Source organism: Curtobacterium sp. PhB137 (assembly GCF_003814955.1).
Taxonomy (GTDB): domain Bacteria; phylum Actinomycetota; class Actinomycetes; order Actinomycetales; family Microbacteriaceae; genus Curtobacterium.
In genome coordinates this window covers 26,985-49,014 of the sequence record NZ_RKQO01000011.1, presented here as the reverse complement: position 1 = coordinate 49,014, position 22,030 = coordinate 26,985, and the positions used below count along the sequence as shown (strand labels likewise).

At 70.4% G+C, this 22,030-nt stretch carries 23 protein-coding genes; 10 read left to right on the top strand and 13 right to left on the bottom strand.

What is annotated here, in order from left to right:
• Window positions 1-32 precede the first annotated feature (32 nt).
• Both EDF28_RS18475 and EDF28_RS18470 read left to right on the top strand, forming a co-directional pair.
• Window positions 33-1,211, top strand: a complete 1,179-nt coding sequence (locus EDF28_RS18475) for a GDSL-type esterase/lipase family protein (RefSeq protein ID WP_185094301.1) — start codon at window positions 33-35, stop codon at window positions 1,209-1,211.
• Window positions 1,212-1,293: 82 nt separating this feature from the next.
• Window positions 1,294-1,728, top strand: a complete 435-nt coding sequence (locus tag EDF28_RS18470) for a hypothetical protein (protein WP_123939360.1) — start codon at window positions 1,294-1,296, stop codon at window positions 1,726-1,728.
• Between the two features lie 122 nt (window positions 1,729-1,850).
• Here EDF28_RS18470 and EDF28_RS18465 read toward each other — a convergent pair whose 3' ends face one another.
• The 7 genes from EDF28_RS18465 to EDF28_RS19645 all read right to left on the bottom strand — a co-directional run bounded on the left by EDF28_RS18465 (window position 1,851) and on the right by EDF28_RS19645 (window position 11,108).
• Window positions 1,851-2,687, bottom strand: coding sequence for an alpha/beta fold hydrolase (locus EDF28_RS18465; RefSeq protein ID WP_123939359.1), 837 nt, complete (start codon window positions 2,685-2,687; stop codon window positions 1,851-1,853).
• A gap of 47 nt (window positions 2,688-2,734) precedes the next feature.
• On the bottom strand, window positions 2,735-3,451 hold the full coding sequence (locus tag EDF28_RS18460; protein WP_185094300.1) for an alpha/beta fold hydrolase: 717 nt from the start codon (window positions 3,449-3,451) through the stop codon (window positions 2,735-2,737).
• Window positions 3,452-3,589: 138 nt separating this feature from the next.
• Window positions 3,590-6,322, bottom strand: a complete 2,733-nt coding sequence (locus EDF28_RS18455) for an AAA family ATPase (RefSeq protein ID WP_123939358.1) — start codon at window positions 6,320-6,322, stop codon at window positions 3,590-3,592.
• Between the two features lie 55 nt (window positions 6,323-6,377).
• Complete coding sequence (locus EDF28_RS18450) at window positions 6,378-7,844, bottom strand: SDR family NAD(P)-dependent oxidoreductase (RefSeq protein WP_123939357.1); 1,467 nt, start codon at window positions 7,842-7,844, stop codon at window positions 6,378-6,380.
• Window positions 7,845-7,862: 18 nt separating this feature from the next.
• Entirely contained in the window at window positions 7,863-8,936 is a 1,074-nt protein-coding gene (locus tag EDF28_RS18445; RefSeq protein ID WP_123939356.1) for a low specificity L-threonine aldolase, read from the bottom strand.
• 4 nt (window positions 8,937-8,940) lie between these two features.
• Entirely contained in the window at window positions 8,941-9,630 is a 690-nt protein-coding gene (locus EDF28_RS18440) for an SDR family oxidoreductase (RefSeq protein ID WP_260155088.1), read from the bottom strand.
• A complete protein-coding gene (locus EDF28_RS19645) occupies window positions 9,627-11,108 on the bottom strand; it encodes a DUF6421 family protein (RefSeq protein WP_260155087.1) in 1,482 nt (493 codons plus the stop codon). Before EDF28_RS19645 ends, EDF28_RS18440 begins: the two co-directional genes overlap by 4 nt.
• Before the next feature lie 223 nt (window positions 11,109-11,331).
• Between EDF28_RS19645 and EDF28_RS18435 the strand changes: the two genes are divergently transcribed.
• Window positions 11,332-11,907: a TetR family transcriptional regulator gene (locus EDF28_RS18435; protein ID WP_123939354.1), complete on the top strand. Its 576-nt coding sequence runs from the start codon at window positions 11,332-11,334 to the stop codon at window positions 11,905-11,907.
• A 32-nt stretch (window positions 11,908-11,939) separates the two neighbouring features.
• Window positions 11,940-12,161, top strand: coding sequence for a hypothetical protein (locus EDF28_RS18430; protein WP_123939353.1), 222 nt, complete (start codon window positions 11,940-11,942; stop codon window positions 12,159-12,161).
• A 46-nt stretch (window positions 12,162-12,207) separates the two neighbouring features.
• Here EDF28_RS18430 and EDF28_RS18425 read toward each other — a convergent pair whose 3' ends face one another.
• Complete coding sequence (locus tag EDF28_RS18425) at window positions 12,208-12,852, bottom strand: GntR family transcriptional regulator (RefSeq protein WP_123939352.1); 645 nt, start codon at window positions 12,850-12,852, stop codon at window positions 12,208-12,210.
• 120 nt (window positions 12,853-12,972) lie between these two features.
• On the opposite strand from EDF28_RS18425, the gene EDF28_RS18420 reads away from it, so the two are divergent.
• From EDF28_RS18420 to EDF28_RS18405, 4 genes are all read left to right on the top strand, one after another.
• Window positions 12,973-13,680 (top strand): DUF969 domain-containing protein, encoded by a 708-nt coding sequence (locus EDF28_RS18420; RefSeq protein ID WP_123291728.1) that lies wholly within the window; start codon window positions 12,973-12,975, stop codon window positions 13,678-13,680.
• Window positions 13,677-14,747 carry a DUF979 domain-containing protein gene (locus EDF28_RS18415; RefSeq protein ID WP_123939351.1) on the top strand — a complete coding sequence of 357 codons (1,071 nt, stop codon included), beginning with the start codon at window positions 13,677-13,679 and terminating at the stop codon, window positions 14,745-14,747. The genes EDF28_RS18420 and EDF28_RS18415 overlap by 4 nt, the downstream gene beginning before the upstream one ends.
• Entirely contained in the window at window positions 14,734-15,789 is a 1,056-nt protein-coding gene (locus EDF28_RS18410; RefSeq protein ID WP_260155086.1) for a DUF2891 domain-containing protein, read from the top strand. Before EDF28_RS18415 ends, EDF28_RS18410 begins: the two co-directional genes overlap by 14 nt.
• A 150-nt stretch (window positions 15,790-15,939) precedes the next feature.
• Window positions 15,940-16,698: a glycoside hydrolase family 16 protein gene (locus EDF28_RS18405; protein WP_123939350.1), complete on the top strand. Its 759-nt coding sequence runs from the start codon at window positions 15,940-15,942 to the stop codon at window positions 16,696-16,698.
• A gap of 11 nt (window positions 16,699-16,709) precedes the next feature.
• Here EDF28_RS18405 and EDF28_RS18400 read toward each other — a convergent pair whose 3' ends face one another.
• The 4 genes from EDF28_RS18400 to EDF28_RS18385 form a co-directional block, all read right to left on the bottom strand.
• Window positions 16,710-17,012 (bottom strand): putative quinol monooxygenase, encoded by a 303-nt coding sequence (locus EDF28_RS18400; protein ID WP_111086660.1) that lies wholly within the window; start codon window positions 17,010-17,012, stop codon window positions 16,710-16,712.
• An 80-nt stretch (window positions 17,013-17,092) separates the two neighbouring features.
• Window positions 17,093-17,977: a biotin-dependent carboxyltransferase family protein gene (locus EDF28_RS18395; protein WP_123939349.1), complete on the bottom strand. Its 885-nt coding sequence runs from the start codon at window positions 17,975-17,977 to the stop codon at window positions 17,093-17,095.
• Complete coding sequence (locus tag EDF28_RS18390; RefSeq protein WP_123939348.1) at window positions 17,974-18,606, bottom strand: allophanate hydrolase subunit 1; 633 nt, start codon at window positions 18,604-18,606, stop codon at window positions 17,974-17,976. The genes EDF28_RS18395 and EDF28_RS18390 overlap by 4 nt, the downstream gene beginning before the upstream one ends.
• The gene (locus EDF28_RS18385) at window positions 18,603-19,364 is read right to left on the bottom strand and encodes a LamB/YcsF family protein (RefSeq protein WP_123939347.1); all 762 of its coding nucleotides are present in this window, start codon (window positions 19,362-19,364) and stop codon (window positions 18,603-18,605) included. Before EDF28_RS18385 ends, EDF28_RS18390 begins: the two co-directional genes overlap by 4 nt.
• Window positions 19,365-19,536: 172 nt before the next feature.
• Between EDF28_RS18385 and EDF28_RS18380 the strand changes: the two genes are divergently transcribed.
• The gene (locus tag EDF28_RS18380) at window positions 19,537-19,719 is read left to right on the top strand and encodes a hypothetical protein (protein ID WP_123939346.1); all 183 of its coding nucleotides are present in this window, start codon (window positions 19,537-19,539) and stop codon (window positions 19,717-19,719) included.
• Between the two features lie 154 nt (window positions 19,720-19,873).
• On the opposite strand, the gene EDF28_RS18375 is transcribed toward EDF28_RS18380, so the two are convergent.
• A complete protein-coding gene (locus EDF28_RS18375; protein WP_123939345.1) occupies window positions 19,874-20,458 on the bottom strand; it encodes a TetR/AcrR family transcriptional regulator in 585 nt (194 codons plus the stop codon).
• A 132-nt stretch (window positions 20,459-20,590) separates the two neighbouring features.
• On the opposite strand from EDF28_RS18375, the gene EDF28_RS18370 reads away from it, so the two are divergent.
• The gene (locus tag EDF28_RS18370) at window positions 20,591-21,955 is read left to right on the top strand and encodes an MFS transporter (protein ID WP_123939344.1); all 1,365 of its coding nucleotides are present in this window, start codon (window positions 20,591-20,593) and stop codon (window positions 21,953-21,955) included.
• Window positions 21,956-22,030: the final 75 nt, after the last annotated feature.

The following is a 22,030-nucleotide window of genomic DNA, read 5'->3' as shown; positions in this document are numbered from 1 at the left end:
TCGCGGACCACATCCCACCCAGGGGAGACAACGTGAACGGTCACGAGCGCACCACCGATCGCGGTCGGCGTCGCGGGGCACCCCGGCTCGTCGCTGGCCTGGTCGTCGCACTCGTGTCGATCGTCGCGACGGGGTGCTCCGCGGAAAAGCCCCCGGAGGTCGCCGAGCCGCTCGCGACCTGGAACGCCGCCGTGGCCGACCGGACCGAGGCGCCCGCGAACTGGGTCGCCCTGGGGGACTCGATCACCGAGGGGCAGGGCGCCTCGTCACGCTCCACCCGGTGGATGGACCTCACGCTCGACCAGCTGCGCACGGAGCACCCGACGGACGGGGTCGCCGGAGGGGCCGGGTACCTGCCGGCACAGTTCGCCGTGTACGCACCGGACTCGACCTGGGGTGACTGGGCGGCCGCGCGCACGGGGGAGAGCCAGTTCGACATCACCACCCCCGACCTCGGCTACCGATCGGTCGCGATGCAGGCGGGCGCCTCGCGGAGCTACGGCTTCACGGGCACCGGGATCGACATCTGGTGGGCGCGCTACCCCGGGTCCGGCGACTTCACCTACAGCGTCGACGGAGCAGCACCGACGACCGTCGCCACCACCGGGACTGCCAGTACCGGGACGATCACGAAGGTGGACGGACTGTCGAGCGGGGAGCACACGGTGACCGTCACCGCCGTCGCGCCGTTCTCCTTGCTGGGGTTCACGATCTACGACGGTGACCGGGACAAGGGGATCCACCGCTACGACTCCGCGCACTCGGGCTCGACGATTGCGACGTTCACCGATGACCAGGAGGGCTTCCTGACGGCGATGCGTCGTGCTGCACCGGACCTCATCACCATCACGCTGGGTGGCAACGACGCGGCGAACCTCACACCCGACGAGCTCGGCGCCCAGTACGTGGCGTTCCTCGAGACGCTCGCGGCGCTGCCCACGAAGCCCTCGCTACTCGTGATCGGCGAGTTCACCCCGGCCTCGAGCATGACGGACGGCATGTCGGAGCCGTGGTCGAACTACCTCGCCGAGATCAAGCGTGCCGCAGCGAAGGGCGGAGCCGCGTACGTCAGCATGGCTGACACCTTCCCCGAGGCCGACACTTCCGGGACGGGGATCTACTCGACGGACGGCATCCACCCCAACGACGAAGGGCAGCGTCGGATCACGAAGCTCGTACTCGCCACCCTGGCTGCGCACGAGGGCGACTGAGGGGCGGAGCTGCTCCGTGCGGCCGTCGAGCCCTGGACCGAGGCATCCCCGGAGTGGTGCGACGATCCACTACCGTGAGCGCATGGGGGAACAGCGCAACCAGTGGTTCGGCCCCGATGAGGACGCGTACCTCCGCCCGGCACGAGCGCAGCCTCGGACACCGTACGTCCCGACGAAGCCCGGCGCGATCGACCTCGTCGTGACCGCTGTCACGCTGGCCGTCACCTACGTCGCCGCGCCCCTCGCCTGGTTCTGGGTCGTGCTCAGCCAGATGGCCTTCGTCGGGTGCACGGGCACCGCGAGGAACTGCAACTACGACGCGAGTTCGATCGTCCTCATCGCGTATCCGCTCGTGTCGGGTGTCATCGCCGTCGTCGGGACGTGCTGGGTCGTCGCCCGTCGGCGCCGGTGGCAGCCGGGGTCCTTCGCCGCTCTGGGCACGCTCGCCGGCCTCCTGGCGGCCTTCGTCGTCGCTGAGTTCGTCACGGACGTCGCGTCCGGCGGCTACCTGTTCTGAACCGCCGGCCGGTCCGCTGACGCACGGTGGGCAACGGACTGGAGGCGCGGTGCAGGTGAGTCGATCGACTCACCTGTACCGCGCCTCCAGTCCGGGTCGCTGCGAACGCAGCGTCAGCGACGTCAGCCGCGGATGAACGCGAGGATGTCGGGGTTGATGACGTCCGCGTGGGTCGTCAGCATGCCGTGCGGGTAGCCCTCGTAGACCTTCAAGGTCGAGTCGCCGAGGAGTTCGGCCTGCTTCAGCGAGGCGTCCGCGTAGGGCACGACCTGGTCGTCGTCGCCCTGCAGGACGAGGACGGGCACGGTGATCGCGCGCAGGTCCTCGGTCTGGTCCGTCTCCGAGAACGCTTTGATGCCCTCGTAGTGCGCGACGGCACTGCCCGTCATGCCCTGACGCCACCAGTTGGCGATGACCGGCTCGGACGGCGTCACGCCGTCTCGGTTGAAGCCGTAGAACGGGCCGGAGGCGACGGCCTGGAAGAACTCGGCGCGGTTGGCGGCGAGTGCCTGGCGGAACCCGTCGAAGACCGCGATGTCCGTGCCCTCGGGGTTCGCGTCGGTCTTCACCATCAGGGGCGGCACGGCGGACACGAGGACGGCCTTGGCGACCCGGCCCTGCGGCTGACCGTACTTCGCGACGTAGCGGGCGACCTGGCCACCACCGGTGGAGTGTCCGATGTGGATCGCGTCGTGCAGATCGAGGTGCTCGACGACGGCGGACACGTCGCTGGCGTAGTGGTCCATGTCGTGGCCGGTGCCGATCTGCGAGGAGCGCCCGTGACCCCGTCGGTCGCTCGCGATCACGCGGAAGCCCTCGGCCAGGAAGTACAGCATCTGCGCGTCCCAGTCGTCGGAGGACAGCGGCCAGCCGTGGTGGAACACGATCGGCTGCGCATCGGCGTTGCCCCAGTCCTTGAAGTAGATCTCTGCACCGTCGTCGGTGGTCACGTAACCCATGGTCGGTCTCCTGTGGCTGGTGTTCGGTTGTGGTGGTCGGTGGGTGGTCAGCCGAGTTCGGCGATGGCGTCCGTGATGAAGGCCGCGACCTCGGCGGGGTGCGTCTGCATCACCAGGTGTGGTCCGTCGATCTCGACCACCTTGCGGACCCCGGCGCGCTGGTAGCCGAAACGCTCGACGTCCGGGTTGATGGTGTGGTCGGCGCTGGAGACGATGCCCCAGGACGGCTTGGTCTTCCACGCCGCGACGGATGCGGGTTCGCCGAACGCAACCGCGGACAGCGGGCGCTGCGACACTGCGAGGACCTTGGCCTTCTCGAGGTCGAGGCCGCCCGCGAAGACCGCGGGGAAGGCGTCGATGGCCACCGAGACGTCGGTGCCGGGCTCGGCGCCGTCGACGGGGTAGGGCGCGTAGACGAGGTTCGCCGCGAGGTCGCTGTCGGGGAACCCGCCCTGGAGGGCGCCGAGGCTCTCGCCCTCCTCGAGCGCGTAGGCGGCGACGAACACGAGCCCGACGACGTTCTCGGCGATGCCTGCGACGGTGAGGATCGCGCCGCCGTAGGAGTGCCCGGCGAGCAGGACCGGTCCGTCGATCTGCTCGACGAACGACTTGATGTAGGCCGCGTCGCCGGACAGGCTGCGGTTGAACACGGGCGGAACGAGGACCTCGTGCCCCTGATCGAGGAGGAGCTTCGTGACGGGCGCCCAGCTGGCGGCGTCGGCGAAAGCTCCGTGGATGAGCACGATGGTGGGCGATTCGGTCACGGTGCGGTCCGTCCCGGTCCGCAGCCGGTGCCGTGGACCTCCGTCGGTGGTGGAAGCATCTGCTTCCCTCCGTGACGCTAGGGCCGCGGGCCGGCGGTGCACATCGGTCACGATGACCGAGATGTGGCGTCGTGTGACTTAGTCGTCCGCCGCGGTCGCCCCGGGTGCCAGGACCGACGGCAGCTGCTGCCTGGTCGAGATGCCGAGCTTCTGGAACGCCGCGTACAGGTGGGCGCCCACCGTCCTGGGGGAGACGAAGAGGTGTTCGCCGATGGCGCGGTTGCTCAGGCCCTGGGCTGCGAGCGTGCAGACCCGGAGCTCCTGCGGGGTGAGCAGGTCGATGCTGCGTTGCCCCGTCGTCGGCAGGCGCTCGCCCGTGGCCCGGATGGCGTCTCGTGTCCGCTCTGCCCAGATCGGTGCGGGCATCGCCTCGAACAGGTCCAGGGCTGCGTGCAGGACTGCTCGGGCGGTGGTGCTCCGCCCTGCGCGACGCAGACGGCGACCGAGTCGGAGGAGCGCTCGCGCTTGCACGTACGGGACCGGCCAACGATCGTGCTGCAGGGTCGCCCACGCCGACTCGAGGTCGTCGTCCGACAGGAGCGCGGTCCGGGCGGAGTGGACGGCCGTGCGCACCAGGGGAGCGTGCCACCGCTCGTGGAGCCGCTCGAGGTCCGCCAACCGCTGCTCGGCGTCCGGTCGGTTGCCGGACTCCAGCGCGGCATCGACGTAGTCGTGGGAGGTCAGCACGGCGAAGGTCGGGTTGAACGCGTCGTCGTCGGGGTCGAAGAGACGTCGCAGGGGCTCGAGTGCGTCCGCTGCCCGGCCGGAGACCAGGTGCGCCAATCCGGTCGCGCCGAGCAGCGTTGCGCGCATCGCACTCGAGCGGAGCACCTGCGCGCCCGCCTCGGTCCCGCCGGCGATCCGCTCGGTGTCGGGCTGTTCGCCCTCGAGGGCGTCGAACCAGGCGAGCGCGCACCGCGCCGCGGCGGAGAACCCGGCGTCGCCCAGGTCCCGTCCGAGCGACGCGGCCTGCTGCGCGAGGGCGCGCGCCCGGGCGACGTCCCCGGCGAGGTACGTGGTCATCGAGGTCCCCATGAGGGCCTGCGGGAACGTCCGCAACTCGCCACGCGTCTGCATGCTCGCGAGGGCACGGTCGAGCAGGACACGAGCCGTGTCGATCTCGCCCACGAGGTTGAGCGCGTACCCGAGGAGCCACGCTGTCTCTTCGTCCAGGGCCGCGGGCGCCGCCGCCAACGCGAGCTCCAGCACACGATCGCCCCGGGCCAGCGGCTCGGTCCGGGCCGCCAGCAGGATCGACCGCGGGTCGTCCTCTGGAAGCGCGAGGGCTTCGACGACGACGAGCATCGGGTCGCCCGGGTCCGCCTCGGCAGTGTGGTCCCAGGCGATCGCGGCCAGGTGGAGCAGTGCGGCGGTGGCGTGTTCGACCCCGCCTGCCAGCTGCATCTCGGAGACGGCGTGGAGCGCCGGTCCGAGGTCGCCGACTGCCAGGCCCGTCCGACCAGTGGGCAGGGTCTCGGTGACCCACGCTGCGCGCGCCGCGAGCAACCCGGGAGGCGCCTCGTCGCGAGCCTGTTGCACCAAGAGCGACGCGTCTGAGGTCCTGCCGGACAGCCCGGCGAGTTCCGCCGCGACGATGCGACGCTCGACGCGTCGGGCCACGTCCGACGTCAGCTCGGCGGCACGCTCGTACGCCCGGCTCGCGACGAAGGTATCGGACATCGCGGTCCGTTCGTCGCCGAGCGCGGCGATCTCGTCCGCGAGGGGATCGTCGTGACCGGTGGCGAGCTCGGCGCGCCACCAGATGGTCCGCGCCGGGTCGTCCTGGTGCTCGAGCACGAGCGACCGGAGGACCGCGGTGCGTTCCGGCGGTGACGCCACCGACAGGACCGCCGACTGCACGAGCGGATGCCGGAACCGGATTGCACGGGGTGCGACCCACTCGAGGAGCGAGGCCGCTGATGCCTGCTCGGTCCAGGTCGGCGTCGGGAACCTGCCGATTGCGCGTGCGGCGACTCGGGCGGCTTCCTCGGCAACGGTGCCGCCGGACAGTGCCACGGCGAGGATCGCCAACCGGACCCCTTGGTCGAGCTCCGTGTACCGATCCGCGAACTCCTGCTCGACCCGTCCGACGACGGGTCGTTCCCGCGTGCGCTCGGCCGCCGCAGTAGACCGGCCGAGCTCGTGCAGTGCCAGGGGGTTGCCCTCGGCGCGGAGCACGAGGTCGCGTCGCGCCTGCCCCGTCGGCGCTCCAGGCACTCCGTCGAGCAGTTCGTCGGCAGCGGACTGGTCGAGTGGACGGAGGTGCAGGCGTCGGATGCCCGGGTTCTCCACCGCATCGGTGTTCCGCGTGGTCATGACGATGACGACCGGGTCCTCACCGACGCGACGGGCCATCATGCGGAGCGCCCACTCGGAGGGTGCATCCATCCAGTGCAGGTCCTCTGCGACGATCAGGAGCGGACGTTCGGCCGCCGCGTCCGAGAGCAGGGTCAGCGCGGCGAGTCCGGCGAGGAGCGGCGACGGCTGGATTCCCGTGGCGACCCCGAACGCGACGTCCAACGCCCGTCGCTGCGGCGACGGCAGGTTCGCGATGCCGCCGCGCAACGGGTACAGGAGCATGTGGAGCGCTGAGTACGGCTCCGCCGACTCGGCGAGGGTGCCGGTCGTCGTGAGCACTCGCAGTCCGTGGAGGCTCGCGTGCTCGAGTACATCGGCGACCAGCGACGACTTGCCGATGCCCGCTTCGCCGTCGATCACGAACGCGGAACCACCGCTGTCCACGTGACCGACCGCGTCTCGGAGAGCCGAGGTCTCCCGCTCACGCCCGATGACGGGCTGCGCCTTCGTCACGTCGTCAGTATGGCAGCGCTGCTGGACCGCAGTGAAGCGGCTCCGGCCGCCGAGCTCACCAGGAACTGGGCTTGTAGTCCTTCAGGAACACGCCGAACACGTCCTCGCCCGCCTCGCCCCGCACGATCGGGTCGTACACGCGGGCAGCCCCGTCGACGAGGTCGAGCGGCGCGTGGAAGCCTTCTTCGGCGAGCCGGACCTTCGTCGGGTGCGGTCGCTCGTCGGTGATCCACCCGGTGTCGACGCTCGTCATCAGGATGCGGTCGGTCTCGAACATCTCCTGCGCACTCGTGCGGGTGAGCATGTTCACGGCAGCCTTCGCCATGTTCGTGTGCGGGTGCCCCGGTCCTTTGTAGGCGCGGCCGAACACGCCCTCCATCGCGCTGACGTTCACCACGTAGGTACGGTGCGCTTCGCTCGCCGCCATCGCGGGGCGGAGCTTCGAGATCAGGATGAAGGGGGCCGTGGTGTTCGCGAGCTGGACCTCGAGCATCTCGAGCGGGTCGACCTCGTCGACGGCCTGCGTCCACGAGTTCACGTCGTGCAGGTCGGGCACGAGGCCACCAGCATCGATCGCGGTGCCCATGGCCAGACGCTCGAGCGAGCTCGACCCCGGAGCCATGGCCCGCTCGGTCAGCTCGTCGGCGCGGGCTGCGGCGGCCGCGAGGATCGGGTGCGCCGTCACCGACCGGGCGAGCGCCTGCGGGTGCTGGTCGTTCGTGTGCCCGAAGGTCACGAGCTCGGGCAGCGGGCCGTCCGGCAGCGGCGCGAGTTCGGCGTCGACGAGGGGTTGGTACGCGCCGGGCGACCGGCGGACGGTCTGCGTGGCGTTGTTGATCAGGATGTCGAGCGGGCCGGCAGCGGCGACGTCCTCGGCGAGACCGATGACCTGGGCCGGGTCGCGCAGGTCGATGCCGACGACCTTGAGGCGCGAGATCCAGTCGGCCGAGTCCGGCAGGCTCGTGAACCGGCGCACGGCGTCGCGGGGGAACCGCGTCGTGATGGTCGTGTGGGCGCCGTCGCGCAGCAGGCGGAGCGCGATGTACATGCCGATCTTCGCGCGGCCACCGGTCAGCAGCGCCCGCTTGCCGGTCAGGTCCGTCCGGGCATCACGCTTCGCGTGGCTCATCGCCGCGCACGAGGGGCACAGCTGGTGGTAGAACGCGTCGACGACCGTGTACTGCTGCTTGCACATGTAGCAGGGGCGTGACTTCAGCAGGGTGCCGGCGGTGGACGCCGTGGTCGAGGTGCTGATCGGGACGCCGCGGGTCTCGTCGTCGATCCGGTCGGCGGCTCCGGTCGCGGTGGCGGCGATGACGAGGCGGTCGGCCTCGGCGATGACCGCGCGCTTCTCGAGCCGGTGCGCACGCTTCACGGCCTTGAACATCTTCGCCGTGGCCTGACGCACCCGCACGAAGTCGGGGTGCGTCTCGTCGATGTCGCTCATCTGCTCGAGCACCCGGAGCGTGGCGTCGAGGTCCTCGGGGAGGATGCCGCTGGGTTCGGGGTGCTCGGAGATCACACGGGATTCTACGTTGGATCAGGCCGCGTCGAGCTCCCGCGTCAACGCCGCCACGAAGTCGTCGATGTCCTGCTCCGACGTGTCGTACGCGCACATCCACCGCACCTCGTTGCGGCTGGCGTCCCAGTCGTAGAACCGGAAGTGCTTGCGCAGCCGCTCGGCCACCCCCGCGGGCAGGGTCGCGAACACCCCGTTGGCCTGGGTCTCCTGGCTGAACCCGACGCCCTGGATGCTGCCGTCGGCGATCCGGGCCTCGAGTGCGCCGCGGAGTCGGGCGGCCATGGCGTTGGCGTGCCCGGCGGAGCGCAGGTACAGGTCGTCGGACAGCAGCGCGATGAGCTGCGCCGAGACGAACCGCATCTTCGACGACAGCTGCATGTTCATCTTGCGCAGGTAGTGCAGTCCCTCTGAGGCGTCGGGGTTGAGCACCACGATCGCCTCGCCGTAGAGCATGCCGTTCTTCGTGCCGCCGAAGCTCAGCACGTCCACGCCGGCATCGGTGGTGAAGTCGCGCAGGGGCAGGCCGAGGGTCGCAGCGGCGTTGGAGATGCGCGCGCCGTCCATGTGCAGCGTCATGCCGAGCGGGTGGATGTGGTCCGCGATCGCCCGGATCTCGTCGACCGTGTAGGCGGTGCCGAGTTCGGTGGTCTGCGTGATCGAGACGACGAGCGGCTGGGCGCGGTGCTCGTCGCCCCAGCCCCAGGCCTCCTTGTCGATGAGCTCGGGGGTGAGCTTGCCGTCGGGGGTCTCGACCGGCAGCAGCTTGATCCCGCCGATGCGCTCGGGAGCGCCTGCTTCGTCGGTGTGGATGTGCGCGGTCGTGGTGCAGACGACGGCGCCCCACCGCGGCAGCATCGACTGCAACCCGACGACGTTCGCGCCGGTCCCGTTGAACACCGGGAACGCCTGCGCCTGCGAACCGAAGTGGTCGCCGATCACCTCGTTGAGACGGGCCGTGTAGACGTCCTCGCCGTAGGCGATCTGGTGGCCGTCGTTGGCCGCGGCGATCGCGTCGAGGATCTCGGGGTGGACACCGGCGTAGTTGTCCGAGGCGAAGCCCCGCAGGTCCAGGTCGTGGAGTCGAAGGGTCACTGGTTCATCCTAGGTTCGAGGCCGCAGCTGGAGCGGCCGAGAGCGGGAGACGGGCGCCGTTCACGTCGGCCGGCGGTGCCGTCCAGAGCCGCACGACCTCGTCGCCGAGCCGCTCTTCGAGACCGGCCAGAGCGCCGACGACGAACACGGTGGCTGCCGCCGAGTCCGGTGCGTCCTTCCGGAAGCCCTGGGCGACGGCACGGACCCACGCGTCGGAGGCGGCCTTGGCGGCTGCGTAGTTCGCGGCACCCGCGGTGGGGGAGTCGACGGTGGTGGACGAGACGAACGCGAGCCGTCCGGCCGGCGACGCCACCAGGTCGTCGTAGAAGACGCGTGTGGTGTTCCGCAGGGTGCGGAACGCCCGGTCGAAGAAGTCCCAGTCGTCGTCCGACTGGCCGGCGATGCCGCCGCCCCCGCGCCACCCACCGACCAGGTGGACCAGCCCGTCGACCGATCCCGCCGTCTCGTGGACCGCAGCCGCGAGCGCGGTGACCGCGCCGAGGTCTGCGAGGTCGCACGTGTGGGTCGTGACGCCCGGGACGGAGGCGTGCAGGGCCTCCAGTGCGTCTGGTCTGGTGCCGACCGCGACGACGGCCGCCCCGGCGGAGGTGAGTGCGCGCGCGACCGCCGCGCCGCTGGTGCTGGTCGCGCCCGCGACCAGCACCGTGCGACCGGACAGGGAGCCAGCGCTCACGCGGCGACGTCCGGAACGGACGGAGCAGCGGACGGGGCGGCCGACGACGAGCCGGTGATGCCGGCCGTCGAAGCGATGACCGCAGCCATCTTCTTGTTCAGCGCCTCGTAGAACATCGACAGCGGGAATTCGTCGTCGAGCACGGCGTCGGTGTAGCCCTTGGGCATTCCGGCGAGCGTTTCCTCCGGCAGTCCCCGCGCCCATTTCGACGCCGGGTGCGGCGTGAGCGTCCGGGTCAGCATCTCGTACGCGGCGAGCCAGTGCGCCGATTTCGGCCGGTCGATCGACCGCCGGTACAACTCGTTGATCTGATCACTGAGCGCGATGATCACGTCGGGAACGGCATCCCAGTCGATCGTGAGTTGCGTGTCCGTCCAGTGCAGGACATCGTGCTGGTGCATCCACGCGAACAACAACTGCCCGCCGAGCCCGTCGTAGTTCCGGACGCGGCTGCCGGTGATCGCGAACCGGAAGATGCGGTCGAAGACGACGGCGTACTGCACCAGGTGGGCGTGGTCGCGGATTGCGCGTTGCGCCTCGTCGAGATCTGCATCCGGCACCGCGGAGAGCGCGCGTTCGAGCCGCACGGATTCCCGGAACGCCGTCAGGTCGCAGCGGAGTTCTTCCAGCGAGTAGAGGAAGAACGGCATCCGCTGCTTGATCATGAACGGGTCGAACGGCAGGTCTCCGCGCATGTGCGATCGGTCGTGGATGATGTCCCACATCACGAAGACCTGTTCCGTCAGCTCCTGGTCGTCGAGCATTGCTGCAGCGTCGTCCGGCAACTCCAGTTTGGTGATCTCCGCAGCGGCACGGACGACTCGGCGGTAGCGAGCGGCTTCGCGGTCCTGGAAGATCGCGCCCCACGTGAACGTCGGGATCTCGCGCATCGCGACCGTCTCGGGGAACAGCACCGCAGAGTTCGTGTCGTACCCGGGCGTGAAGTCGACGAACCGCAACGCGACGAAGAGCGTGTTGCTGTAGTCGCCCGCTTCGAGTTCCGCGATGAACTCCGGCCAGATGACCTCGACCAGGACGGCTTCGACGAACCGCGAGGAACTGCCGTTCTGCGTCACCATCGGGAAGACGACCAGGTGGCCGAGTCCGTCGATGCGGTGCTGTTGCGGCTGGAATGCGTTGAGGGCGTCGAGGAAGTCGGGAACGCCGAAACCGTCGCGTTCCCAGCGTGCGAAATCGCGCTGCAGTGCAGCGAGGTACGCCGCATCGTGCGGAAAGAACGGGGCCAGTTCGGCAACGGCCGGGAGGATCGTGGCCAGGTGCTCGGAAGCGGTCGCGTGGTCCGCATGGTCGGGTATCGAGCCGTCGGCCGTTTGCAGCGCACGGAACGACACGACAGCGGCTTTCAACCGCTTCCACGCGGGATGCTCGGCGACCTCGCGCACCGACGTGCGGTCCTCGACGACCTCGGGTTCTCCGACGATGGCGCCCTGCGTGAACTCCTGGACGAACTGTGACATGTCGAACCTCCCGTCATTGGGCCGGCCGCGGATCTGCGGCGTGGTGGTGCGCTTGTCATGAGCCTAGGGAGGATCGGGGGACGCATTCTTGCCCATCCGCGGGGGTTTCGTGCGCCGGGGCATTCTCCGCGCACGCGATGCTGTTCGGCGCGCAACGTTTCGTCGCTGCGGCGTGGATCTGGCGGTCGAGCGCGGTGCGGACTCGGTCGATACGGTTGTCTGCATGGCACGCTTCACGCCCCCAGCCGCCGACGCGATGCGCGCACGACTCCTGCTCGCAGCACGCGACGAGTTCGCCGCGGCTGGGCTCGTCGGCGCCAAGATCGAGCGGATCGCCGCGGCGTCGTCGAGCAACAAGGCGCAGATCTTCCACTACTTCGGCAGCAAGGAGGGGCTGTTCGACGCCCTCCTCGCCCAGACCGTCGCCGAGACGTTCGACGAGGTCCCCGTCGACACCGACGGCCTCGCCGAGTGGGCTGCTCGCCTGCACGACTCGTACGTCCGGCGTCCTTGGGCCGAACGGCTCGCGACGTGGCACCGCCTCGAGCGGGGGAGTGACGGTGCGCTCGAAGCGGTCATCGCCAGGAATGCCGAGGCCGTCGCCGCGGTCGAGCATGCCCAGCGCGCCGGGGTCCTGCCGCGCAGCTACCGGCCGGCAGTGTTGCTGGGCCTGGTGATGCACCTCGCCGCGTTCTGGAGCTCGGCCTCTTCCGAGTACGGCTCGTTGGTCGCGGCGGTCGCACCTGCGAGGCGTCGGCAGATCGTGATCGACGCGGTGAAGGCACTCGTCGGGGGCTGACGTGGCGCACGCTCGGGCGTAGGGTTCGGCTCATGAGCGGCGACAACCGGTTCCTTCGTGCGACGTTCGGGCGGCCGCTCGTCTGGGTCGGCGTGGTGTGGATCGCGGTCGGGGTGCTCTGGGGTGTCATGGCCGTGATCGGACCGGACGTCTTCCGCACGATCATGGCCGTCGTGTGGCTCGTGCTCGGCGGCAGCATGCTCGCCGTCGCACTCCGCGACAGGAAGCGCGGCCTCGGCCGGTACCAGCGCTAGTCGAGGCGATCCGAGCGCGCAGGCAGGACCCGCACCGGGCCTCCCGTCAGCCCACCGCGCCAGCGGCCACCCGCAGCGTCCGCTCCGCATCGTCGAGGTAGTCCGCCAACAGCGCCGACGCTCGTGCCTGGTCGCCGGCGCGCAACGCCGCGACGATCGCGTCGTTCCGGTCCACGAACTCGGCGTGGAACGACCCCGGGTCGTCGGTCGTCAGGAACGCCAGCCGCATCTCGGCGAGCAGCCCGTCCATCAGGCCGTGGATCCGCGTGCTCGGGACCGCTCGGACGAGCTCGGAGTGGAACCGGATGTCCGCGGTGCCCACGGCGCCCCAGTCGCCCGCGGCGGCAGCGTCCCGTGCAGCCGTGACGGCCGCAGCTGCTGCATCGAGGGCCGGTGACGTCGGCGAGCACGAGCGGACCGCGGCTTCCTCGAGCACCCGCCGGGCGGCGTACAAGTCCGTGACGTCCTCGGCGGAGAGCCGTCGTACGAAGACCCCACGGTTGAACACGTGCTCGACCAGCCGGTCCCGCGCGAGCAGCCGGAAGGCCTCGCGCAGGGTGTTCCGTGACACCCCGAGCTGGTCGCTCAACCGTTTCTCCGACAGCTGTGCCCCGGGGGAGAACTCGCCCGCCGCGATCATGGTGCGCAGCCGGTCGGCCGTCGAGTCGGCACCACTGACGGTTCGGGTCATGTCCCGATCCTGACACGGCCTCGGGCATCGCAGGTGCGAACCCCGCACCGTGTGACCGTCGTGTTACAGAGCAGAACACCCCCTTGCGATTGTTGAACAATGCGGTCCAGACTGTCCCGCATGTTCGTCCTCATCGGCGTCGCCGTCGTCATCATCGGGTTCGCGTTGCGCATCAACGCGCTGCTCGTCGTGACCGTCGCGGGCATCGTCACCGCGGCCATCGGCGGGATCGGTCCCGTCGGCATCCTCACCGCGTTCGGCGACGGCTTCGCGTCGAGCCGGTCCGTCACGACCTTCGCGCTCGTCCTGCCGGTCATCGGTCTGATCGAGCGCTACGGGCTGCAGGACCAGGCCAAGCGCCTGATCGCGAAGCTCGACAAGCTCACGACGGGTCGTCTGCTGGCCGGGTACCTGGCCATCCGGCAGGTCACGGCCGCGGTCGGCCTCACCAGCATCGGCGGGCCGGCGCAGACCGTGCGGCCCCTCGTCCACCCGATGGCCGAAGGGGCGGCGATCAAGAAGTACGGCCGGATCGACGAGCGGATGCGCGAGAAGATCAAGGGCTACTCGGCGTCGTCGGACACCGTCGGGGTCTTCTTCGGCGAGGACGTCTTCGTCGCCGTCGGCTCGATCCTGCTCATCACGACCTTCGTCGACGCCACCTACGGTCTGTCGCTCGAACCCATCGACCTGGCGCTGTGGGCGATCCCGACCGGCATCGCCGCGCTCCTGGTCCACGGCACGCGACTGCTGTTGTTCGACCGCACGCTCGACAAGATGGCCGCCGACGCACGCGTCGACGCCCCGACGCAGGGAGCCGCAGCGTGATCACCAGCGAATGGCTCTACTGGCTCATCGGCGCGTTCTTCATCGCGGTGGCCGTCCTCATCGTCACGGACACCTCGCACGCGAAGCGACTCGGCAACGCGGCGTTCTGGGGGATCCTCGGGGTCTCGTTCTTCTACGGCACCTTCGTCGCCGCGAAGACCGCTCCGTCGTGGGTGCTCGGCTTCGCGGTCCTGGTGATGGTCGCGCTCGCCGGACTCGGGTTCACCGGGACCACCAGTCGCACGCGGGTCGCCAGCATCCCGGGTGCCGGAACGGGGGCGGAAACCGGCCCGGCCGAACCCATCGCTGCGGCCACGAAGCCGTCCGCCAGCACGAGTGTCCTCGCCACCACCAGCCCCGACGAGCGCGCGGCGTTCGCCACCCGGTTCGGCAACAAGCTCTTCATCCCGGCGCTCGTCGTGCCCGTGGTCGCCGTCCTCGTGGCGACGCTCGGTCCGCTCGTCTCGATCGGCGGTGCACCCCTGCTCGCCGAGGGCAGCGCGACCCTGACCGGCCTGGGCATCGGCTCGGTGCTGGCCGTGGTCGTCGCGGTGTTCGTCCTGCGCCCGCCGAGGATCGCCACGCCCATCCGCGAGGGCGGTCGTCTGCTGCAGGCCATCGGGTGGGCAGCGCTGCTGCCGCAGATGCTCTCCACCCTCGGCATCGTGTTCACCCAGGCCGGGGTCGGCGACGCCGTCGGCACGATCATCAAGTCGATCCTGCCCGGCGGGTCGCTGATCGCCGCGGTGGTCGTCTACTGCCTCGGCATGGCGCTCTTCACGATCATCATGGGCAACGCGTTCGCCGCCTTCCCGATCATGACGGCCGCGATCGGCTGGCCCGTCCTGGTGCAGGGCTTCGACGGCAACCCCGCCGCGATCTTCGCCATCGGCATGCTCGCCGGCTTCTGCGGGACGCTGGTCACGCCGATGGCCGCGAACTTCAACCTGGTGCCGGCTGCCCTGCTCGAGATGCGGGACAAGTACGGTCCGATCAAGGCGCAGATCCCGACCGCCGCCATCCTGCTCGTCGTCAACATGGGAGTCATGTACCTTGTCGCTTTCTGATGCTGCCCCGCTCGACCTGACCCGGGCCGCGTGGGCCGACCGCTTCGCGGCCGTCGCAGCCGAGAACACCACCCGCGAGTACCCGTACGCGGCGCACCACACGACGTCCGGCCCGGACGACCGGGCGCTGCCGGTCGAGCTGCACCCCGCCTTCGCCACGTCGTACGACTGGCACTCGTCCGTGCACATGCACTGGCTCGCAGCGCGTCTGGTCGCGCACGGTCTGCCGGCCGACCTGGAGGCCCGGCTCACCGCGATCCTGCAGGCCCACCTGAGTGCGGATCACCTGGCCACGGAAGCCGCCTACTTCCACACGACGCCGCACTACGAGCGCCCCTACGGGTGGGCCTGGCTCGCGAAGCTCGCCGCCGAGGTCTCCGCGTCCGAGGTGCCGGCCATCCGGCAGCTCGCCCCCGGGTTCGCGCCCGTCGTCGACGTGCTCGAGGACCTCGTCACACGCTGGGTCGACGGCGCTGCCCACCCGGTGCGGCACGGGGTGCACTCGAACTCGGCGTTCGGGCTGCTGCTCGTGCTCGAGGCCGCACGGGCGCTCGGCCGCGACGAGCTCGCCGCGACGGTGGAGCGGGCGGCGCGCGAGTGGTTCGGCGAGGACGCCGGGTGGCCGTTCGCCTGGGAGCGCAGCGGACACGACTTCCTGTCCGCCGGACTGGCCGAGGCCGACCTGATGCGCGCCGTGCTGACCCCGGCCGAGTTCGCGACGTGGTCGGACGGCTTCTTCGCCCAGGTGCGGTCGGGCGACGCGATCCTGCAGTCGACCGTGGTCCGCGACGAGAACGACCCGCAGCAGGTGCACCTGTTCGGGCTCGACCTGTCGCGAGCGGGATCGGCCCGGCGCATCGCGGACGCCCTGCGCGCCGGTGAGCTCGACGACGACGGGCTCGCGAGCCTGCTCGACGAGGCGGCGGACCGGCTGCTGGCCTCGGGTCTGGCCGCCAGCGTCGGCGAGGAGTACTACTCCACGCACTGGCTCGCGAGCTTCGCCTGGGACGCCATGGAAGCACGCGAGCACGCCGCGCGCTGACCCTCGAACGAGGGGCATGGTCGCCGGTCCGGCGTGCTGCTGTCAACCCCCTGCATCGGTTGCAGAATGCACCTACCCTCGGTGCGCAGCCGAGATCCGGCTGGGTGCCCGAGGGGAACGGGTGCCACCAGTCACACCAGGGAGTGACACATGCAGCACCGCAGGATCAGGCGGACAGCACTCATCGCCGCACTCATCGGAGCCGTCGTCGTGGCGGCACCGCTCGGAGCGGGAACCGCTGCCTACGCGGGGGTCACCGCCCCGGTCGGCAACGTCGGCAAGTTCAAGCAGACCTTCGTCGAGAACTTCAGCACGACGGCCTCGGCCAACGGCCAGTTCGCGAAGACCTACGCGAACTCGTGGCAGCCCTACCCGGACGGGACGGGCGGCACGTACTACTCGGGCTCGCAGGTCAGCGCCCGCAACGGCTACATGGACGTCACGCTCGACGGCAAGCACGGAGCCGCGGGGACCTTCGGGACCCCGAACGGCGCGTGGTCGCACGTGGGCGGCAAGTTCAGCGTCCGCGCGAAGGCCACCGGCGGCGACGGGAACGGTGCAGCGTTCATGCTGTGGCCGTCGTCGAACGTCTGGTCGGACGGCGAGATCGACTACCCCGAGGCGAACTTCGAGGGGTCGCCGATGCTCCACCACCACTCGATGGTCGCCGGGCAGGAAGCGAACTCGACGAGCATGAGCACCGGGGTGACCTGGCGCAGCTGGCACGTCTACTCGGTCGAGTGGATCCCCGGCAAGTCGGTGCAGTACCTGCTCGACGGCAAGGTCATCAAGACGGTCACGTCGAACGTGCCGAAGACCGCGCACCGGTACATGTTCCAGGTCGGCAACTGGGGTGCCGCCGGGCACCTCGACATCGACTGGGTCAGCACCTACGAGTACACGGGCTGACCCACAGCAGGTCAGCTGATCGCGATCGTCCGGGCGAACGTCCGTGCGACGGGCGGAGCGGCGACGATCGGTCCGATCGCTGCGGCACCGTCCGGGGTCGCCCGCCATGCCTCGTAGGCGTCGTGGGCGGCCCCGCTCGTCCAGGACTCGACGACGACCATGCGCGTCGGGTCGGCGTCGTCGACCAGCACCTCGAGGGACTCGCAGCCGTCGAAGGCCCGGGTCTGCGCGAGCGTCTCGCGGATCGCCGCCTCGACGGTGTCGGCAGGGACGTCGCTCCGGAACTGGACCTCGAGCAGGACGGTGATCGACATGTGGTGCACCTTTCGTCAGCAGTGTCCGACTCAACCCGCAGCGGCGCCGACCTGTTCCGGATCGGTCAGCGAGCCGGTCGTCAGTGGACGAACCGGAAGCGGATGGCGTCGCCCGGGCGGAGCTGCGCGGCACGGTCGACCGACTCCGGCGTGAGGACCGCCACGACGGGGTAGCCGCCGGTGACCGGGTGGTCGGCGAGGAACAGCACCGGGAAGCCCTCGGGCGGGACCTGCAGCGAACCGGTCTCCACCCCTTCGCTCGGCAGCTCGTTCGTCACGGCGCGGACGAGCGGCTGCGGAGCCGTGGTGCGGACCCCCACGCGGTCGCTGTCCGACCCGACGGTGAAGTCCTGAGCGGTCAGTGTGTCGCGCCAGTCCGGCGTGAACCAGTCGTCGCGGGGGCCGGCGATGACGTCGAGGACGACCGGGTCGTCTGGCCAGTGGTCGTCGGGTTGCGGCACGGCGTCGACGATCGGCCACGAAGCGCGCGCGTCGCCGATCGGCAGGACGTCACCCGGCGACGACGGCGGCGGCCCGAGGCGTGCAAGTGAGTCCCACGAGCGACTACCCAGTACGGGCTCGACCGCGAACCCGCCGAGGACCGCGATGTAGGAGCGCAGCCCGGCGGTGGCCGTACCGATCCGGAGCGTGTCACCCGGTGCGAGCATCAGGACCTCGTGCGAGGCTGCACCGCGGACCCGGCCGTCCGCCCGCTCGATCTCGACCGGGCAGGCGGCCCCGGCGGTGGCGACGACCACGTACGCGTCGGTCCGCAGCGTGACGGAGCCGAGCAGGGCCTCCAGGACGGCCGCATCGGGACGGTTGCCGACCAGCCGGTTGGCCAGTGCTGCGGAACCACGGTCGGCGGCGCCCGCCGCGCCGAGGCCCATGTCACTGAAGCCCGGCCGCCCCAGGTCCTGCGTTGCCGCGCCGTAGCCGACCTGCAGGACGGTCAGCGCGCTCATGCCGCACCCGCGTCGACGAACCGGACCCGGGTGCCGGCGGGTGCCAGCGCCGGCGGTTCCCGCTCGAGCGACCACATCGGCACGTCGGTGCGGCCGATGAGCTGCCAGCCGCCGGGGGAGACGCGCGGGTAGACGGCGCTGAACTCGCCCGCCAGTGCGACGGCACCGCTCGGCACGGCGGTGCGCGACGTGCTCCGGCGCGGCAGGTCGAGTGACGGCTCGGTGCCGGTGAGGTAGCTGAAGCCCGGGGCGAAGCCGCAGAACGCGCTCGTCCAGAGCTGGCCGGTGTGCCACGCGATCACGCGGTCGCGGCGCATGCCCGTCAGGGCGACGACCTGGTCGAGGTCCTCGCCGTCGTAGACCACCGGGATGACGAGGGGGTCCGCGGCGCTCGCCGCGTCGGCGTCGGCGGACGGGACGACCCGTTCGAGTGCGCCGCGGAGTCTCACGGCGTCGGTCGTCGCCGGGTCGTAGCGGAGCAGCAGGGTCCGCGCGCCGGACACGACCTCGGTGAGGCCGGGCAGCCGAGCCGCGGTCAGCCCGGCACGGAACGCGGCGACCTGCGGCAGGGAGTCGAAGGTGGCGAGCAAGGCGGTGCGCCCAGCTGGTCGGAGGTCGAGGACGGTCACGGTGCGAACGGCGCGATCGTGACGCCGTGCTCGGTCAGCAGTGATCGGATCGCGCGGGCCATCGCGACGGCACCGGGGGAGTCGCCGTGCACGCAGACGGAGTCGGCGCTGACCCGCAGCTCGGAGCCGTCGACGGCGGTCGCGACCCCATCGGTGACCATGCGGAGGACGCGGGCGGCGACCTCGTCTGGATCGTGGAGCACCGAACCCGGCGTGCCGCGGGACACCAGGGAGCCGTCGGGTTCGTAGGCGCGGTCGGCGAAGGACTCCGCGACCGCGCGGAGCCCGTGGCGTTCGGCAGCGAGCAGGAGTTCGGAACCCGGCAGCGCGAGCACCGCGAGCGAGCTGTCGACGTCGGCGATCGCCCGGACCACGGCCTCGGCCTGGACCGGGTCGGCGCACGCGGTGTTGTACAGGGCGCCGTGGGGCTTGACGTAGGTGACCGCGGTGCCGGCGACCCGCGCGGTGGCGGCCATCGCGCCGAGCTGGTGCACGACGTCGGCGTGGAGTTCGTCCGGGGTGACGTGCACCGGACGGCGACCGAAGCCGGCGAGGTCGCGGTAGGCGACGTGCGCTCCGATGGCGACCCCGCGCCCGGCGGCGGCGCGGGCGGTGGCGAGCATGATCGTCGGGTCGCCGGCGTGGAATCCGCAGGCGATGTTGGCGCTCGACACGACGTCGAGCATCGCGGCGTCGTCGCCCATCGTCCAGGCGCCGAACCCCTCGCCGAGGTCGCTGTTCAGGTCGATCGTCGTCACGGGGACTCCCTGTCGTCGCGGGTTGTTGAACAATCTACCGAGCGGCGACTCCGCTGTCGACCGATCGGGGCACGCGGCTGGTGGGTGGATTCCGAGCAGCGGCACGTAGCGTCCGAGGTCAGCACCTGCCGGGGGCGTCGCCCTCGGTTCGACCACTGCACTGGAGCAGACCATGACCGACAGCAGCAACACGCACGACGACGACGCCAAGGCCCCCGTGAACGACTCCGAGGGCACCGAGAAGCCGGGCGGGCTCGGCGACGACAACACCATCCCCAACGACCCGGACGGCCTCGCCGCTGGGCACGTCGGGGACGACTCGCACTTCAACCCGGAAGAGGACGGCGAGGAGTAGGGGTCGTTCGTCGACTCGGAACGACGTCCTCGTTGTCGTACGACGACGAGGACGTCGTTCCACGTCGACCCGGTGTCGTTCCGAGTCGACCCGGTGTCGTTCCACGTCGACCCGGTGTCGTTCCACGTCGACCCGCCGACCGCCCGAAAGTCCCCTACAACACCCGCTCCAGCAACCGCAGCGTCCCCGCGATGTCGACGTTCCGGTCCAGCAGCCACTGCACCTGCAGCCCGTCGAACGCCGCGATGATGAGCGACGCCACCTGCTCGAGGTCAGCGTCCGAGTGCCGCCTCGACGCCGCGAGCTCGTCGTGCAGCTGGGCGACCAGGTTCCCCCGCGCCTCGTCGAACCGGGCGGCGAAGAACTCCCGCGCCGTCTCGTTGCCGGACTCCACCGAAGCCCCGAGCAGGGTCGTGTAGAGCGTCACGAGTGCCGGCTCGCTGACGTTCCGGTCGGCGACGAAGGCCAGTCGGGTGAAGACCCCGGCCGTGTCGCCGAGTGCCCGGTCCGAGGCGGCATCGCGTTCCCGCAGGACCTCGACCAGCAGCGCTTCGCGTGACGAGAAGTAGTGCTTCAGTGCCGCGTGCGAGACCCCGATCGCATCGCCGATGGCGCGCAGCGAGGTGCCGTCGATCCCGCGCGAGGCGACGACGTCGAGCGTCTGGTCGAGGATCTCCCGCCGACGCTGCACGCCCTTGGCGTAGGGGCCCCTGGTGCCGATTCCATCGTTGGAGGTCACGCGTGCCAATGTACCGGCGCAACAATCGGGACAAAAACTTCCGGTCGGAGGTTTCCGGTGCTACAGTCCCGATCACCTAGCAGCACTAGGTATTCGAGGGCCCCGAAGCCCCCTATGACTCGAGGAGGAGTCATGTCGACACCGACGTCGAAGGAAGAACCCACCCGCGGCATCGCCGGGACCGCATCACCAGCGGTCACCGCAGCCGCCGGTGCCACCGCCTCGGACGCCGCGGCGCCCCGAGCGTTCTCGGTCGAGGGGATCACGCAGTCCGTCAGCACGATGCGTGTGGGCCGCGGCTACCTCTGGGGCCTCAGCTTCGCCCAGTTCGGCCTGTTCGTCGCCCTGCTCACGCCGGTCTTCGTGAGCATGTCGATCAAGGCGACCGAGCTCAACCCCACGAGCCCCGAGACCGTGGTCGGCTCCGTCCTGCCGTTCGGTGCCCTCGGTGCACTGTTCGCAAACCCGCTGTTCGGCGCGATCTCCGACCGCACCCGCAGCCGGTGGGGACGCCGACGCCCGTGGATGCTCGGCGGCGTCATCGTCTTCGTCGGTTCGCTCGCCTGGCTCGCGTTCTCGCCGAACGTCCTGCAGCTCACGCTGGCCTGGGTCCTCGCGCAGGTCACGGCGAACGCCGTCCTCGCCACGCTGACCGCGAGCTTCGCCGACAACGTGCCGGAGTTCCAGCGCGGCAAGGCCTCGAGCGTCATCGCCCTGGCGCAGAACATCGCGATCCTCGCCGGCCTGTACCTGGCCGTGTACCTGGTCGGGAACCTGCCGGTCCTCTTCATCGCCCCCGGTGTCCTGGCGATCATCGCGATCCTCGTCTACTGCTTCGTGGCCCGCGACGACCTGCCGACGACGCCGGTCAAGCCGTTCAGCTGGATCAACCTGATCAGCTCGTTCTGGACGAACCCGTTCAAGCACCGCGACTTCGGACTCGCCTGGTGGGGTCGCTTCCTCATCACCTTCGGCACGTTCATGTTCACGACGTACCGCCTGCTCTACATGCAGGACCGCATCGGTCTGCCGCAGGCCGAGGCAGTCGGGGTCGTCGCGTTCGGTGTCCTGCTGTACACGGTCGCCCTGCTCGTCAGCGCCGCCGTCTCCGGTTGGGTGTCGGACCGCGTCCAGCGCCGCAAGGTGTTTGTCTGGGGCTCCACTGCGCTGACCGCGGTCGGCCTCGTGATCCTGGCCCACGTCGACACCGTCGGCGGCTTCTACTTCGCCGAGATCGTCCTCGGCTTCGCCTTCGGCATCTACGCTGCCATCGACACCGCCCTGATCGTCGACGTGCTGCCCGACCCGGAACGCCCCGGCAAGGACCTCGGCGTCATCAACATCGCGAACGCGCTGCCGCAGTCGCTCGCTCCGGCCGTCGGCCTGTTCCTGCTCGGCATCGGCGGTGGTCAGAACTACACGCTCATGCTCTGGGGTGCCGGCGTCGCCGTCATCCTCGGCGCCCTCGTGATCCTGCCGATCAAGTCGGTCCGGTAGGCACCGCACCAAACCAGCGGCCTGGAGGCGCGGCGTGCGTCTGCAACGCGAGTCGCGCCTCCAGGCAGTCACCTG